We start from the raw sequence: 15,255 nt of genomic DNA, 5'->3' as shown, positions 1-15,255 counted from the left end.
TGCACATGGGTGACAGGTAGCGCTCGCCATCGAGCATCAACGTGCAAGATCAACTGGATTCGTCCCGATTGGCCCGGGCCGGTTCGGGGCGCGATGGTAAAGAGTGACGCGTGTGACGCCGGAGGCGCGGCCGACGCCACCCGCCCCGTCCCGTGTACCGGGCGGTAACGTCGCGGCATGTCCGCGCTGACTCCGCTGCTCGACCTCCCCGAGGTCTCCCCCGCCCTCGACGCCGCGCGGGCGCGCGTCGACAAGGCCCTGTGGAACCGGACGCTGCGCAAGCACGGCGCCACCGTCGCCACGGAGGTCTCGCTGCTGGACGCGGTCGCCTCGGCCGCGCTCGACGGCGCCGCCTACGACGTGGAGGAGGTCCGCTCGGGGACGGTGACCGACCCGGTGGTCCAGGGCGCCCTGCGGGTGGCGGCGGAGCTGCCGAACCTGGTCGGCGTCTGGGAGAAGGCCCCGAGGCAGGCGCTGGCGCGGCTGCACGTCCTGGCGGCGCGGGGCGTGGCTCCGGACGCCGGGCTCGGGCGTCCCTCGTCGGCGCTCACGCAAGCCGGGGCGGCGCGGTTCACGCAGCTGTGCGAGCTGGCCGCGACCGAGACCGAGGCCCCCGCGCTGCTGCTCGCGGCCGTGGTGGAGGCCGAGGTCATCGCGCTGGGCGCCTTCGACGGCGGCAACGGGGTGGTCGCGCGGGCGGCGGCGAAACTGGTGCTGGCCGTGCGCGGGCTGGACCCGCGCGGGCTGATCGCCGTGGACGCCGGTCACGCCGCGCGCGAGCCGGAGTACCTCGGCTCGGTGAACGCGTTCGCGACCGGCACCGGCGACGGCGTGCGGTCCTGGCTGCGGCACTACGCCGCGGCCGTCGAGGAGGGCTGCGAGGTCATGGAGACCGTCTGCGCCCGCGTCGGGTGACTAGCTCTTGCGCTTGACGATCATCACGATCAGGCCCGCCACGATCGCGGTCACCCCGATGACGCACAGCACCGTCAGGATGTGCCAGGGCTTGAGCATCATCTGTCTCCTCTCGGGTGATCAGCGCGGCGGAGGCGGCGGCTGCTGGCCCCACTGCTGGGGCGGCGGCTGCTGCTGGGGGTACTGCGGCGGGTAGGGCTGCTGCTGCGGGTACGCCTGGGGCGGGTACTGCTGCGGCGGGTACTGCGGCGGAGGCGGCTGCTGGCCCCACTGCTGGGGCGGAGCCTGCTGGGGCGCGCCCCACTGCTGCGCCTGCGGGTTCGCCGCGTTCCACTGCTGCGCGTTCGGGGGCTGCGTGGGCGGGATGGACGAGTCGTGCCCGTCGGCCTTGAACAGGCCCACGATGCCCCAGATGATCAGCGCGATCGGGCCGATGGTCACGCACAGGAATCCCTTGCCGGAGGGGATCCACATGGTGTGCCAGTCGAAGATCACGTATCCGGAGACGATCGCGAGGATGATCGCGCCCACGACACCGAGCGTCCAGCGCTTGCCCGCGCTCGCCTTGCCGCCGATGGCCGCCAGCAGGATCAAGATGATGCCGCAGACGGCGTAGCCGATGAGGATGCCGTTGAAGAGGCTGCTCGACATGTCGATGTCGGCGGCCGCGAGGGTGTTCGCTTCCATGGGGGTCTTTCGTCGCCGGAGGAGGGGGTCGGGCGCAGCCTACGGCCGCCGCGCCACTCTACGAGGTGGCGCGCGGCGTCCGCAGTCCCCTGATCACCCGATGTGCGTCGAGCTCGCCGGGGACGTCCTCGGGCTCGCCGGCGGCCAGCTCGGTGCCGTCGACGGCGCGCCACACGCCCGCGATCGCGCGGAAGAGGTCCGGGGAGAGCCCGGCGGACTCCTGGGTGGCGGCGATTTCGAGCATCTCGCCGACGAAGCGGTGGGCCTTGGCGGCGGATACGGCGACCTTGCGGACGGGGTCGCCGACGCCGCCGCGCAGGTCGGCGATGACGTGATCGGCCACGTCGTAGTGGCCCGCGGTGGACAGGGCGTTGGCCATGAGCGCGCCCAGGCCCTTGTACACGCTCGCGGTGCACATCTTGACCGCGCTGGCCGCGCCCACCTCGGGCCCGACGACGACGGGGACGACCGTCCCGCCCCACGGGAGCCCGGCGAGCTCGGCGGCGCGGGCCCCGGAGAGGTAGACGGTGGTGCCGCCGGGGGCGCTCGGCGGGCCGCCGGAGATCGCGCCGTCGACGACGTCGAGGGCGATCAGTGATTCGATGGCCCGGACGGTGCCGGGCGCGACGGCGTTCAGGTCGGCGTAGAGCGGGGACGCGCCCGCGCGGCGGGCGGCCGCGTCGGCTTCGCGCGCGGCGGTGGCCGCGTGGTCGGGCGGGACGATCGAGAGGACGACGCCGGCGGCGGCCAGGACGTCGTCGAGGCCGGGGAGCAGCTCGATTCCGGCCGCGGTGGCCAGGTGGCCGGACCTCGGGGAGCGCCCGGCGACGGTGGCGACGACGCGCGCGCCGCCTTCGCGGAGGGCCCGGCCGATTCCGGCGCCCATGTAGCCGGTGCCGATGAGGCCGATGGTGGTGGACATGCGCGGCTCCTTTGGTGGTGGGTGCGGCGAAATCGCCTCGCGTGCGGCCCGGGACGTCCGCAGACTGACCGGCATGACGATCGTGCACATCGTGCAGCACGGCTCCAAACTGCCCGTCCCCGGCGATCCCGGGCTGACCGACGCGGGTTTCGCCCAGGCGGAGGCGGTGGCCCGCCACTTCTCCACGGCGCCCGGCGTGACGCTCTGGTCGAGTCCGCTGCTGCGGGCGCGGCAGACCATCGCGCCGCTCGCAACAAAGCTCGGGCTGGACGTGCGGCTCGACGAGCGGCTGCGGGAGCGCGCGAACTGGGACGGGACGCGCCCGATCGGCGACTTCCTCGCCGACTGGGCGCGCTGCACCGCCGACCGCGATCACGTCCCGGCGGAGGGCGAGTCCTCGCGGGCGGCGGGCGAGCGGTTCCTGGGTTTCCTGCGCGAGGCCGAGGGGACGGTGATCGCGGCCGCGCATGGTGGCGTCACGGTCGATCTCCTGCGCACTCTCGTCGGCGACGAAGGGGTGCCCGCACTCCTGCTGGAGGAGGGAATGCCACCGGGGGCGGTCACCACGATCGAGGACCTGCGTCCGGTGCGGATCGCCTACACCGGGCATCTTTCGGCGGGCGGCGAATGAGGGCGGCCATAGCGTCGGGGCATGGATCTGAAGACCGCCGTCGCCGCCCGTTTCCGCGAGATCAACGGCGACCACCCGATGACCGAAGCCGATGACGCCTATGTGAGCGAGTGGTTCCGCACCCTTGAGCAGGTCTGCGAGGGCCGTGAGGAGACGCCGGACGGCCTGCGCGCGCGGATGCTCGCCGGTGAGCTGCCGCTGCCGGGTTACCTGCGCTCGGACGGCGCCGAGATGGTGCACCCGGACTATCTCGCGCTGCCCGGGCTGCTGGGCGAGGGCCTGCGCGAGCTGTTCGTGTCCTCGGTCGGCGAGGACGACTGGGACCTGTACCTGTCGGGCCAGTTCGTGTGCGTGCGCTCGGTGACGCCCGGGACGATGATGCAGAAGCATCTGCTGGTCCGGCGGATCGAGGCGCAGCTGGAGCGCGTTGAGCCGGACCTGGTGGAGCTGGGCCGGGCCGTGGGGGAGCTGGACGCGCTGGAGCCGCCGTTCGCGCCGGACTACGACGTGCGGCGGTTCGGGCGGGCGACCTCGCGGACGACGCTCATCGAGGGTGTGCGCGCGCAGTACGGGGTCTAGGACGAGACGACGGCGCCCCGGATGTTCCCGGGGCGCCGTCTCGCGTGGCACGTCCATTCCTGGCTACCATGCGTGCGCTCTTATCGAGTGCCGGCACCACTGTCGGTTCACCGGCACATCGCGCCTCCCGCGGCTGGTCGCGCGTGGGTACCTGGCGGCCGTGCACGGAGCTCCACTTCAACAGTCTGGGAACGTGTCCCGGGGACGTTGCGCGAGGTCCGCATCTCTCTTTGTACGCCGTTACCTACCGGTACGGAACCCTCACGCCTGATCCCTTTTCACGTTTTTTGCCCCGTGGGTTCCCCGTGGCCCCGTTGACGTGCGGGGGAACATCGGTACAGTGTCCGATCGTGTTGACTACCGCTGATTTCTCCGACCCGAACCGTCTGATCGTGTCGGGTGCCCTGCACTACTTCCGGGTCCTGCCGCAGCAGTGGTCGCACCGCCTGCGGATGCTGCGGGCGATGGGCGCCAACGCCGTGGAGACCTACGTGCCGTGGAACCTCCACGAGCGCAGGCGGGGCGTCTTCGACTTCACCGGGCTGGCCGACCTGGAGGGCTTCCTGCGCGCGGCCGCCGACGAGGGCCTGGCGGCGATCGTGCGTCCCGGCCCCTACATCTGCGCCGAGTGGGAGAACGGCGGCCTGCCCGTGTGGCTGCCCGGACGCGCGCCGCGCACCGTCGACCCCGGCTACCTCGCCGCGATGGACGCCTGGTTCGACGTGCTCGTCCCGAAGATCGCCGCCCACCAGGTCACCCGCGGCGGGAACGTCTTCGCCGTGCAGGTGGAGAACGAGTACGGCTCCTACGGCAGCGACCTCGGCTACCTCCGGCACGTCGCCGACGGGCTCAAGGCGCGCGGCATCGACGTCCCGCTGTTCACCTCCGACGGGCCCGAGGACGCCATGCTCACCGGCGGGACCGTGCCCGGCGTGCCCGCCACCGTCAACTTCGGCTCCCGGCCCGCCGAGGCCTTCGCCAAGCTGAAGGAGCGCCGCCCGGACGACCGCGCGTGGTGCATGGAGTTCTGGAACGGCTGGTTCGACCACTGGACCGAGCCCCACCACACCCGCGACCCGAAGGACGCCGCCGGCGTCCTGGCCGAGATGCTCGACGCGGGCGCGTCGGTGAACATCTACATGGCCCACGGCGGCACCAACTTCGGCACCTGGGCCGGCGCCAACCACGACGGGACCTATCAGCCCACCGTCACCTCCTACGACTACGACGCGCCCATCGACGAGCGGGGCGCGGCCACCGAGAAGTACCGCCTGTTCCGCGAGGTCATCGGCCGCCACCTGCCCCTGGACGCCGAGCCGCCCGCGCCCGCCCCCGTCCTGCCCGCGGGCGCGGTGGAGCTCGCCGAGAGCCTGCCCCTGCGGGCGGCGCTCACCGGCGAGCCGCGCGTCTCCCCCGTCCCCCTCACCTTCGAGGAGCTCGGGATCGACCACGGCGTCGTCGTCTACCGCCACGACCTGCGCGGACCGCGCGAGACGCAGACGCTGACCGTGGACGGCCTGCACGACCGCGCGCTCGTCCACCTGGACGGCGTCGAGCTGGCCGTGCTGGAGCGCGACGGGAACACCTCGCTGGACCTCACCTCGCCTTCGGAGTCGGCCACGCTCGAACTGATCGTGGAGTCGATGGGCCGCGTCAACTACGGCCCCTTCGTCGGCGAGCACAAGGGCGTCACGGGCGTCCGGCACCGCCTGCAGCAGCTCCACGGGTGGGAGACGCGCGTCCTGGAACTCGACGACATCTCCGGTCTACCGTGGGGGTCTGACATTCCTGGCGAAGCGGGCCCGGGCTTCCATCGCGGGCACTTCGACGCCGCCGAGCCGGCCGACGGCTTCCTCGCCCTGCCGGGCTGGGTGAAGGGCTACGTCTGGGTGAACGGGTTCCTGCTGGGCCGCTACTGGAACGCCGGGCCGCAGAAGACCCTCTACACCCCGTGGCCCCTGGTGAAGCGGGGCCGCAACGAGGTCGTCGTCCTGGAAATGCACCCTACGGACGTCGCCGACAAGCGCGTGCGCTTCGAGAGCGGCCCGGACCTGGGCTGACCTGCGCATATGCGCACAGACGGGGACGGCTCACCGGTTCCGGGGTGAGCCTCCTCTCAGCCTCTTCTCAGGACAGGCGTGTCGCGCGTTCGTAGGCTGTTCACCATGACGCGGGCCACCACATTCGACGAGTCGGATGTACTCATCGACGGACCTTGGCGGCACCGGTTCGTCAACGCGAACGGCAGCCGCTTCCACGTCGCCGAACTCGGCACGGGCCCGCTGATCCTCATGCTGCACGGCTACCCCGGTTTCTGGTGGACGTGGCACAAGCAGATGGAGGCCCTCGCCGACGCCGGTTACCGCGTCGCGGCGATGGACCTGCGCGGCTATGGCGCCAGCGACAAGCCGCCGCGCGGCTATGACGCGTACACGATGGCCAGCGACGTCGCCGGGCTGATCCGCGCCCTCGGCGAGCGCGACGCGGTCATCGTCGGGCACGACCTGGGCGGGCTGCTGGCGTGGACGGCGGCGTCGTTCCATCCGCAGATGGTGCGGCGGCTGATCGTGGTCGGCGCCGCGCATCCGCTGCGGATGCGGACGGCGCTGGCGGTGGACCCGCGGGGTCAGCTGGCGGCGTCCAAGCACATCCTGCGCTTCCAGATCCCGCGCTACGAGCACGTGATCACCAAGGACGGCGCGCGCATGGTGGGCCGGTTCCTGCGCGACTGGGCGGGCCCGCGGTGGGCGGGCACGGCCGATTTCGTGGAGTACTCCCGCCGGTGCCGGGAGGCGATGCAGATCCCGCAGGTGTCGTTCTGCGCGCTGGAGGCCTACCGGTGGGTGTTCCGGACGGGCATCCGGGTGGCCGGGCGGCGGTTCGTGCGGCTCATGCAGGAGCCGATCATGACGCCGACGCTTCAGCTGCACGGCGCGTTCGACACCTGTGTGCTGCCCCGGACGGCGCAGGGCTCGGGCCGGTACGTGAAGGGCCGTTACGAGTGGCGGCTGCTGGAGGACGTGGGGCACTTCCCGCACCTGGAGGCCCCGGAGATCGTGACGGGCGAGATCCTGCGCTGGGTGAAGGAGATCTAGTCCCGCCGCACCGGCAGCACCGCCGACACCCGGAATCCGCCGTCCTCGGCGGCGCCCGCGCTGAAGCTGCCGCCGAGGGCTCGCGCGCGTTCGTCCATCCCCCGCAGCCCATGCCCGGGGGTGGCCTCGCCGGGGCCGTGGCCGTCGTCGGCGACCTCCAGCCGCACGGCGTCCTCGTCGCGGGTGACGCGCACGCTCACGCGTGTCGCGCCCGAGTGGCGGGTGACGTTGGTGAGGGACTCCTGGACGATGCGGTAGGCGGCCAGGTCCACTTCGGCCGGTAGCGGCGGGCCCCCGGGCAGGTCGAGGTCGACGTGGAGGCCGGTGGCGGCGGTGCGCTCGACGAGGGCGCGCAGGTCGCCGACGCCGGGCGCGGGCGCGACGGGCGCGGCCTCGTCCACCTGCCGCAGGACGCCGAGGGTCGCGCGCAGTTCCCGCAGGGTCTCCTTGCTGGTGTCCTTGATCGCGGCGAGCGCGTCCAGGGCCTGCCCGGACTCGCGGCGGTGCAGGGCGGCGGCGGCCTGCACGTTGATCAGCGAGATGTTGTGGCCGATGACGTCGTGCAGCTCGCGGGCGATGCGCAGGCGCTCCTCGCTGGCGCGCAGGCGTCCCTCCTCCTCGCGGACGCGGCGGGCGGCGAGGGTGCGCTGCTCGGCCTCGGCGAGGTAGGCGCGGCGATTGTGGACGACGCCGCCGGCGGCGATGATGGCCACGAGCCAGCCGGCGAGCATGAAGATCGCGACGTCGTCGAGGTGCCGCAGCTGTGAGCGGGCCTCGACGAGGATGATCGCCAGCAGCGGCGCGGCGGCCAGGACGCTGGCGGCGAGCAGCGAGTAGTCGGCGGCGACGGTGTAGAGGGCGACCAGGAAGGTCAGGATGATCATCCCGTCGGGGCCGGTCAGCGGGTAGTAGAGCGCGCAGCAGACCAGTGTCACCAGCGCGACGGGCAGCGGTTGGGAGCGCCGGAAGTACAGGGCGGCGGCCGAGATGACGATGAGAGGCCAGGCCAGCCACCCGTTCGCCTCGGGGGCGTCGTAGCCGAGGCCGACGAGGGCGACGATGAGGACGGCTAGCCCGACACCGGCGGCGATGGCGGCGTCGGCGAGGCGACCCTGAAGCTTCCAGACGACCATCTGGGAAGTTTCTCATCCGGCAGGAGGACCCCGTCTCGTTCCGTGAGGGGGGACGTACTACCTCCGCAAGGAAGACGCGCCGTCAAGATCGGCGTGTCAATGTGTATCCATGATGGAGATCGACGGGCTCCGCAAGAGCTACGGCGCGAAGGTCGCGCTGGACGGTGTCACCTTCACCGTCCGCGACGGCGAGATGTTCGGGTTCGTCGGCGCCAACGGCGCGGGCAAGACGACGACCATGCGCATCGCGATGGGCGTGCTGAACGCCGACGCCGGTGAGGTCCGCTTCGGCGGCCACGCCCTCGCCTTCGACGACCGCCGCCGGTTCGGTTACATGCCCGAGGAGCGCGGGCTCTACCCGAAGATGAAGATCGGCGACCAGGTCGCCTATTTCGGGGAGCTGCACGGCATGACCCCGGCGGCCGCCAAGAGCGCCGCCGCGTCGTGGCTGGAGCGCCTGGGGCTGTCCGAACGGGCCGGTGACCACGTCCAGGACCTGTCGCTGGGCAACCAGCAGCGGGTGCAGCTGGCGGTGGCGCTGGTGCACGACCCGGAGGTCCTCATCCTGGACGAGCCGTTCTCCGGCCTGGACCCGCTCGCGGTGGACACCATGGCCGACGTGCTCGCCGAACGCAACGCCGCCGGGGTCCCGGTGATCTTCTCCAGCCACCAGCTGGACCTCGTGGAGCGCATCTGCGACTCGGTGGGCATCATCGCCGCCGGGAAGATGGTGGCCGTGGGCACCGTCGACGAGCTGCGGCGGCGCGAGGGCCACCGCATCCTCAAGGTCGAGGTCGCCGACGCCGCGCCGGGCTGGGAGCAGGGGCTGCCGGGCAGGGTCGTGGGCACCGACGACGACGCGCTGCTCATCGAGACCACCGACGACCAGGCGGTGCTGAAGGCGGCGATGAACGCCGGGCGCGTGGGCCACTTCGGGTGGCAGGAGCCGACGCTGGTGGAGATCTTCCGGGAGGCCGTCGCATGAGCACCTGTCCCACCATCCTGAAGGGAGCGGTCGCGTGAAGGGCCTGCTGCTGGTCGCCAGGCGTGAGATCTCCGTCCGCGGCCGTTCGAAGGGCTACCTGATCAGCCTGCTGGTCAGCGCCATCGCCGTGATCGTGCTGGCGTTCCTGCCGAAGCTGCTGGGCGGCCCGGACTCCTACACGATCGGTGTGGCCGGTTCCGACTCGGCCGCGATGAGCGCGGCCCTGAAGTCGGTGAAGCCGCCGTCCATCACCGGCGACTCGGCCGCCATCGAGGTCAAGGAGTACCCGGACGCGGCCTCGGCTCAGGCGGCGGTGAAGAACGGCGACGTGGACGCCGCCGTCATCGACGCCAGCACGATGATCACCGACGGCGGGGTCTCCACCGAGCTGTCGCTGACCATCGACACCGCCTACAAGGAAGTCGCCACCGCCAAGGCCCTCGACGCCGCCGGGCTCAACCCGGCGCAGATCGCGCAGGCCACCGCCGGTGTGGCGCCGCTGAAGCAGGAGTCGGTCGGTGAGGACGCCGACGAGGCCTCGGCGCGCATGGGCGTGGCGACGATCCTGGTGATCTTCCTGTTCTTCATGCTGATGTACCCGGTGATGTTCGTGGCGATGGGCGTCATCGAGGAGAAGTCGAGCCGGATCGTGGAGATCCTGCTGTCGACGCTGCGGCCGTGGCAGCTGCTCGGCGGCAAGATCATCGGCCTGGGCGTGCTGGGGCTGATCAACGTCCTGGTGCTGCTGGCGGCGGGCCTGGGCGCGGCCAACGCCTCGGGCCTGATGCCGGACCTGCCGCCCGGGACGACGGCGGTCCTGATGGGCACCCTCGGCTGGTGGATCCTGGGGTACGCGTTCTTCGCCTCGATGGCCGGCGGGCTGGGCTCGCTGGTGTCGCGGCAGGAGGACTCGAACTCCACGATCACGCCGCTGACGATGCTGATGGTGGGCTGCTACCTGGCGGCGCTGCTGTCGGCGTCCAACCCGAAGGGCACCCTGGCCACGGTCCTGTCCTACATCCCGCCGTTCTCGGCGATGATGATGCCGATGCGCAGCGCTTCGGGCTCGGTGGAGCTGTGGCAGCAGCTGCTGAGCGCGGTGATCCTGGCGGCCTCGGTGGTCGGGACGCTGGCGCTGGGCGCGCGGATCTACCGGCGCGCGGTGTGGCGGATGGGTTCGCGCGTGAAGCTCATGGACGCCCTGCGCGGCTGAGCTTCGGACGTCGGAGAGGGGCCCCTGCGAAGGGGTCCCTCTCTACTTTTTTGCGCTATTCGGCGTCGGCGGTGGCCGACGGGATCTGCGAGGTGACCCACGGGACCGCGAAGGCGGCCAGCACGCCACCGACGAGGGGACCGACGATCCAGACCCAGATGGACGCCCAGGCGACCGAGCCGCCCGAGATGGTGTAGGTCAGGTCCGCGCCGACGACCTTGGCGAGGTTGACGCCCGTCGCGCCGGTGAGCGCGGCCAGGCCGAAGGCGGTGCCGACGGCGAGTCCGGCCAGGAGCCGTTCGGCGCCCTCGAAGGCCACGTAGGCCCCGACGAGCAGGAACGCGCCGATGGCCAGGCCGACGAGCGCCTTGACGAGGTCGCCCGAGGCGACCTCGCCCGACGTGCCGAGGAACGCGGGCTTGACCGCGTCGCCCGCCGACGCCCACAGGAGCAGGCCGCCGAGGAGCGCGCCGACGAGCTGCGCGACGGTGTAGAGGGCCGCGTCGACCCACCCGAGCTTGCCGCGCACGGCCAGCGAGAGCGAGACGATCGGGTTCAAGTGCGCGCCGGACGCGCCGGCGAGCAGCCAGTAGAGGAACGCGAGGGCCCCCGCGGAGGCGATGGCGGTGTCGACGCCGCCAGCGCTGGCGAAGGCCAGGGTGTAGGTGAGGAGGAGTGTGCCGAGCCCTTCGGCTGAAAGGCGCGAGATTGAGTTCGGACCCATGGTCCACCTCCGGGGTAGAACGCGCCGGTTCTAACGAGGACGCGCGGTAACCGGCCGGGCGACCGTGGGCGTACCGTGCGACCTCCCCTCCAGTCTGTCACCGACTGTCCAAAAGTGACAGTGCGCGCACCGTTCCGGCTCGCGACCGCCCTACGGCCGCACGGCGGTGGCGTCCACCTCGAAGAGCATCCCGGGCAGCGCCAGTTTCGCCACGCCCAGCAGGGTCTGGACCGGCGGGGTGTCGCCCCAGATCTCGCCGATCTTCCGCCCCAGCACCTCCAGCGGCGACACGTCGTGGTCGACGATGAAGGTCCGCAGCTGCGCGACGTGCTCGTAGCCGAGCCCGGCGGCTTCGAGGGCCTTGCCGAGGTTGGCGAAGGCGAGCTCGACCTGGGCGGCGAAGTCGCCCTCGACCGGGTGGCCCTCGGCGTCGGAGGCGTACTGCCCGGCGATGAGGACCAGGTCGCCGGAGACGTGGGCGATGTGGGAGTAGCCGAAGGGGCGGGGGTCGTGGAGGGTGGTGGGGTTTTCGATCCGGAGGGCCATGACGGCTCCTTTCGTCATTCTGGACATTACCCGTCCAGAATGACGTCCACAAAGCATTGAGGGACGGGTCACGTCCTGGCCCACTCCGGCTCCACGGGAGGTAAGCCGCGGCCGGCGTCGAGTGGGTGCCGCAGCGTGGACGCCAGCGGCTCCCACGGGCGGACCGGCGCGAAGCCACCGGAGGCGCCGGCGCACTCGCGACGGTAGAGGACCCCGTCGCGCACCCGGTACTGGAAGTACCCCCCGGGCCGCGCCGGGGCGACCAGCTCGGCGAGGATCGCGCGGCGCACGGCGACATCGGCACAAACGAACATGGGCACTCCTTCGTCCGCGAGCGGCCGTCGGGTCCGGCCACCCTCCTAACAACGGAACGACGCCCCACTCAGGACTCACACCTGTGACGGCCCTCACGCTATGCCGGATTGCCCGGCCAGACCTTCTCCATCCACTGCTCGGGCTTGGGATGGGCATCGAACCCGTAGCGCCGGTAGAGGTCGTGGGCGTCGCCGGTGGCGAGCACCATACGGCGCAGGCCCCATTCCTCCACATCGGTCATTATGCGGTCGATGAGCAGTTTCCCGATGCCCCTACCGCGCGCCGAGCGGTCCACGAACACGTCGGAAAGCCACGCGAAGGTCGTCTTGTCGGTGACCACGCGCCCGAAGGCGACCTGCCGCCCGTCCAGGAAGACCCCGTACGGGACCGCGTTGGCCACCGCGCGCTCGACGCGCTCGCGGGTGCGCCCGGTCGCCCAGTAGGTGTCGGTGGACAGCCGCTCGTGCAGCCAGTCGAGGTCGATGTCGGCGGGATCGGTGGAGATCACCACTGCGTCCTTGAAAGACATTCGGCGAGCTTACGTCCAACCCGGACGGACCATGCCCGACTCGTAGGCCAGGATCACCAGCTGGGCGCGGTCCCGCACGTCCAGCTTCGTCATGATCCGGCTGACATGGGTCTTGGCGGTGGCCGGGGACAGCACGAGCCGCGCGGCGATCTCGTCGTTGCTGAGGCCCTCGGCGACCAGCCCCATGACCTCGCGCTCGCGGTCGGTGAGCGCGTTCAGGCGCGGCGAGGGATCGGGCTGCTTGACGCGCAGCGCGAACTCCCCGATCAGCCGCCGCGTCACCGAGGGCGCCAGCAGCGCGTCCCCGCGCGCGACGACGCGGATGCCGTGCAGCAGCTCCATCGGCTCGGTGTCCTTCACCAGGAACCCGCTCGCCCCGGCGCGAAGCGCGCCGTAGACGTAGTCGTCGAGGTCGAAGGTGGTCAGGATGATGACGCGGACGTCGGTGTCGGCCACGATGCGGCGGGTCGCCTCCAGCCCGTCGAGATTGGGCATGCGGATGTCCATGAGGACGACGTCGGGCCGCAGCCGCTTGGCCAGCGCCACGGCCTGCTCCCCGTCGGCGGCCTCACCGACGACGGAGATGTCGGGCTCGCCCTCCAGGATGGACTTGAATCCGGCCCGGACGAGGGTCTGGTCATCGGCGAGCAGCGCCTTAATCATGTGCCCAGTCTGGCAACGCCAGGCTCGCGGCGAGCACCCGGTGGTCGCCGCCGGGCAGATCGGCGAAGCGCAGGGACGCCACGCCCAGCCCGGAGACGAGGACGTGGTCGAGCGCCACCGGCGGCGGGGTGAGGCCGAGGACGGTCCCGTGGTCGCCGGAGTGGGGACGCCAGGTGCCGGTGAGGCCGTGGCCGGTGGCCTCGGCGGCGTCGGTGTAGCCGGAGTCGAGGAGGGCGCGGAGGGCGGCGTGGTCCAGGGTCGCGTTGAAGTCGCCGGCCAGGACGCGGGGCACGCCGTCGGCTCGCGGCAGGGCGGCCAGCTCGGCGAGCCAGTCGTCCACGAGCCCGGGGGCGTAGGGGGCGGAGGTGTGCACGGCGAGGAACTCCACCCCGTCCAGCACGGCGGCGGTCATCGCGAACCGGCCGGGCGGGGCGTCGGCGGGCGTGAGGGGACGCCGCGCGTACAGCCCGGTGCCGGTGGCGCCGGGACCGGGCGTGAGCACGCGGTGGGGCAGGACCTCGCCGAGCCCGGCGGCGTCCAGGGCGTCGGCGGCCTCGGGGGTGAGCTCCTGCACCGAGAGCACGTCGACCTCGCGCGCGAAGGCGACCACGGCCGCGGGATCGGCCTCCCCGTAGTACAGGTTCGCGCTGCCCACGCGCAGGGGCACGCCGACCACCGCGCCGTCGGTGAGGACGCGCGGTACCAGCAGCGCCGCCAGCACCACCGGCGCGAGGCATCCGGCCAGCGCGAGCCGCCGTCGCCGCAGGGCCAGGGCGAGCAGCGGCGGGACGAGCGCGGCGGCGGCCAGGTACGGGGTGTAGGCGACCGCCATGCGCAGCGGCCAGGTGGCCTCGGTGCCGGTGAGGCGCACCAGCGCGAACAGCGTGGTCAGGGCGACGGGGACGGCGAGCAGCGCGGTGAGGGACGGGCGGGCCGCTCTTGGCGGACGGCCCGCGCCGCCATCCCGAGTGTGGCGGAAGGGTGTGACAGCGGCGTTCTCAGGGGCGGGCATCTGTTCTCCTGATGGGCGGTCAGGGGTGGGCACTGGTAGGACGCGGTGACGGGCCGTGAAGGTTGCCCTTGACCTCTCGCGACCCGCCCGGCTACCCTCCACACCGGCGTGAAAGCGCTTTCCAAATTGCTCACGAAAGGCCCCTCATGACCTCTCGCGTCCCCGTCGGCATCGCCGTCAACGGCGTCACCGGCCGCATGGGCTACCGGCAGCACCTCGTCCGGTCGCTCCTGGCCATCCGCGAGCAGGGGGGCGTCGCCCGGGCCGACGGCAGCGTCATCTGGCCCGAGCTGACCCTCGTCGGCCGCAACGAGGCCAAGGTCGCCGCGATCGCCGCGCGGCACGGCATCGAGCACCACACCACCGACCTCGACGCGGTGCTCGCCGACCCGTCCATCGACGTGTACTTCGACTCCCTCACCACCCAGCACCGGCTGGCCGCGGTGACCGCCGCCATCAAGGCCGGCAAGCACGTCTACTGCGAGAAGCCCATCGCGACCACCGTCGAGGAGGCCCTCACCCTGGCCCGCGCGGCCCGCGACGCCGGCGTCAAGAACGGCGTGGTGCAGGACAAGCTCTTCCTCCCGGGCCTGCGCAAGCTCAAGCGCCTGGTCGAGGGCGGCTTCTTCGGCCGCGTCCTGTCGGTGCGCGGCGAGTTCGGCTACTGGGTCTTCGAGGGCGACTGGCAGTCGGCGCAGCGCCCGTCCTGGAACTACCGGGCCGAGGACGGTGGCGGCATGGTGCTGGACATGTTCGCCCACTGGCAGTACGTGCTGGAGCACATCTTCGCGCCCGTCACCGCCGTCTCCGCGCACGTCACCACGCACATCCCCGAGCGCGTCGACGAGTCCGGGCGCGCCTACCGCGCCACCGCCGACGACGCCGCCTACGCCATCTTCGAGCTCGCCGACGGCACCGTCGCCCAGATCAACTCCTCCTGGGCCACCCGCGTCTTCCGCGACGAGCTGGTCGAGTTCCACGTGGACGGCACCGAGGGCAGCGCGGTCGCGGGCCTGCGCCGCTGCCGGGCGCAGCACCGCTCGGTGACGCCGAAGCCGGTGTGGAACCCCGACATCCCCGAGGCCAACGACTTCCGGGCACAGTGGACGGAGGTGCCCGACAACGACGACTTCGACAACGGGTTCAAGGTCCAGTGGGAGAACTTCCTGCGCCACGTCGTCGACGACGCCCCCTGGTCGCACGACTTCCTGGCCGGGGCGCGCGGCGTCCAGCTCGCCGAGGTCGGCCTCGCCGCCGCCGCGCAGGGCCGCCGCTTGGAGCTGCCGGAGCTGTCGCTGTGACGGCG

At 72.0% G+C, this 15,255-nt stretch carries 17 protein-coding genes; 8 read left to right on the top strand and 9 right to left on the bottom strand.

The features are described from left to right. Positions 1–177 precede the first annotated feature (177 nt). Positions 178–915, top strand: a complete 738-nt coding sequence (locus tag QSK10_RS25820) for a Fic family protein (protein ID WP_285665613.1) — start codon at positions 178–180, stop codon at positions 913–915. Between the two features lie 120 nt (positions 916–1,035). On the opposite strand, the gene QSK10_RS25815 is transcribed toward QSK10_RS25820, so the two are convergent. Continuing rightward, on the bottom strand, positions 1,036–1,602 hold the full coding sequence (locus QSK10_RS25815; protein WP_285665612.1) for a hypothetical protein: 567 nt from the start codon (positions 1,600–1,602) through the stop codon (positions 1,036–1,038). 58 nt (positions 1,603–1,660) lie between these two features. Continuing rightward, positions 1,661–2,524 (bottom strand): NAD(P)-dependent oxidoreductase, encoded by an 864-nt coding sequence (locus tag QSK10_RS25810; RefSeq protein ID WP_285665611.1) that lies wholly within the window; start codon positions 2,522–2,524, stop codon positions 1,661–1,663. 73 nt (positions 2,525–2,597) lie between these two features. On the opposite strand from QSK10_RS25810, the gene QSK10_RS25805 reads away from it, so the two are divergent. From QSK10_RS25805 to QSK10_RS25790, 4 genes are all read left to right on the top strand, one after another. Further along, positions 2,598–3,155 carry a histidine phosphatase family protein gene (locus QSK10_RS25805; RefSeq protein ID WP_285665610.1) on the top strand — a complete coding sequence of 186 codons (558 nt, stop codon included), beginning with the start codon at positions 2,598–2,600 and terminating at the stop codon, positions 3,153–3,155. A 21-nt stretch (positions 3,156–3,176) separates the two neighbouring features. Next, positions 3,177–3,734, top strand: coding sequence for a DUF6058 family natural product biosynthesis protein (locus QSK10_RS25800; protein WP_285665608.1), 558 nt, complete (start codon positions 3,177–3,179; stop codon positions 3,732–3,734). A gap of 350 nt (positions 3,735–4,084) precedes the next feature. After that, positions 4,085–5,794: a glycoside hydrolase family 35 protein gene (locus QSK10_RS25795; RefSeq protein WP_285665607.1), complete on the top strand. Its 1,710-nt coding sequence runs from the start codon at positions 4,085–4,087 to the stop codon at positions 5,792–5,794. 105 nt (positions 5,795–5,899) lie between these two features. Then, complete coding sequence (locus QSK10_RS25790) at positions 5,900–6,829, top strand: alpha/beta fold hydrolase (RefSeq protein WP_285665601.1); 930 nt, start codon at positions 5,900–5,902, stop codon at positions 6,827–6,829. On the opposite strand, the gene QSK10_RS25785 is transcribed toward QSK10_RS25790, so the two are convergent. Further along, entirely contained in the window at positions 6,826–7,962 is a 1,137-nt protein-coding gene (locus QSK10_RS25785; protein WP_285665600.1) for a sensor histidine kinase, read from the bottom strand. The genes QSK10_RS25790 and QSK10_RS25785 overlap by 4 nt on opposite strands. A 109-nt stretch (positions 7,963–8,071) precedes the next feature. Between QSK10_RS25785 and QSK10_RS25780 the strand changes: the two genes are divergently transcribed. Together QSK10_RS25780 and QSK10_RS25775 are read left to right on the top strand one after the other, a co-directional pair. Then, positions 8,072–8,947: an ABC transporter ATP-binding protein gene (locus QSK10_RS25780; protein WP_285665599.1), complete on the top strand. Its 876-nt coding sequence runs from the start codon at positions 8,072–8,074 to the stop codon at positions 8,945–8,947. A gap of 34 nt (positions 8,948–8,981) precedes the next feature. Further along, the gene (locus tag QSK10_RS25775) at positions 8,982–10,160 is read left to right on the top strand and encodes an ABC transporter permease (RefSeq protein ID WP_285665598.1); all 1,179 of its coding nucleotides are present in this window, start codon (positions 8,982–8,984) and stop codon (positions 10,158–10,160) included. Between the two features lie 55 nt (positions 10,161–10,215). Here the strand turns inward: QSK10_RS25775 and QSK10_RS25770 are convergent, their stop codons facing one another. The 6 genes from QSK10_RS25770 to QSK10_RS25745 all read right to left on the bottom strand — a co-directional run bounded on the left by QSK10_RS25770 (position 10,216) and on the right by QSK10_RS25745 (position 13,949). Beyond that, a complete protein-coding gene (locus QSK10_RS25770; RefSeq protein WP_285665596.1) occupies positions 10,216–10,884 on the bottom strand; it encodes an aquaporin in 669 nt (222 codons plus the stop codon). Between the two features lie 150 nt (positions 10,885–11,034). Beyond that, the gene (locus QSK10_RS25765) at positions 11,035–11,430 is read right to left on the bottom strand and encodes a RidA family protein (RefSeq protein WP_285665595.1); all 396 of its coding nucleotides are present in this window, start codon (positions 11,428–11,430) and stop codon (positions 11,035–11,037) included. Positions 11,431–11,498: 68 nt separating this feature from the next. Continuing rightward, entirely contained in the window at positions 11,499–11,744 is a 246-nt protein-coding gene (locus QSK10_RS25760; protein ID WP_285665594.1) for a hypothetical protein, read from the bottom strand. 98 nt (positions 11,745–11,842) lie between these two features. Next, on the bottom strand, positions 11,843–12,274 hold the full coding sequence (locus QSK10_RS25755; protein WP_285665593.1) for a GNAT family N-acetyltransferase: 432 nt from the start codon (positions 12,272–12,274) through the stop codon (positions 11,843–11,845). A 9-nt stretch (positions 12,275–12,283) separates the two neighbouring features. Beyond that, a complete protein-coding gene (locus tag QSK10_RS25750; RefSeq protein WP_285665592.1) occupies positions 12,284–12,937 on the bottom strand; it encodes a response regulator in 654 nt (217 codons plus the stop codon). Further along, complete coding sequence (locus QSK10_RS25745) at positions 12,930–13,949, bottom strand: endonuclease/exonuclease/phosphatase family protein (protein ID WP_285665591.1); 1,020 nt, start codon at positions 13,947–13,949, stop codon at positions 12,930–12,932. The genes QSK10_RS25750 and QSK10_RS25745 overlap by 8 nt, the downstream gene beginning before the upstream one ends. A 146-nt stretch (positions 13,950–14,095) precedes the next feature. Here QSK10_RS25745 and QSK10_RS25740 point away from each other — a divergent pair, with 146 nt between their 5' ends. After that, positions 14,096–15,250 carry a Gfo/Idh/MocA family protein gene (locus QSK10_RS25740; RefSeq protein WP_285665590.1) on the top strand — a complete coding sequence of 385 codons (1,155 nt, stop codon included), beginning with the start codon at positions 14,096–14,098 and terminating at the stop codon, positions 15,248–15,250. The last annotated feature ends 5 nt before the right edge of the window (positions 15,251–15,255 follow it).

Origin of the sequence: Actinorhabdospora filicis (genome assembly GCF_030269765.1) — a bacterium.
Taxonomy (GTDB): Bacteria; Actinomycetota; Actinomycetes; order Mycobacteriales; family Micromonosporaceae; genus Actinorhabdospora; species Actinorhabdospora filicis.
The sequence above is the reverse complement of the archived record's forward strand: the minus strand, read 5'-3'. Positions and strand labels throughout refer to the sequence as shown.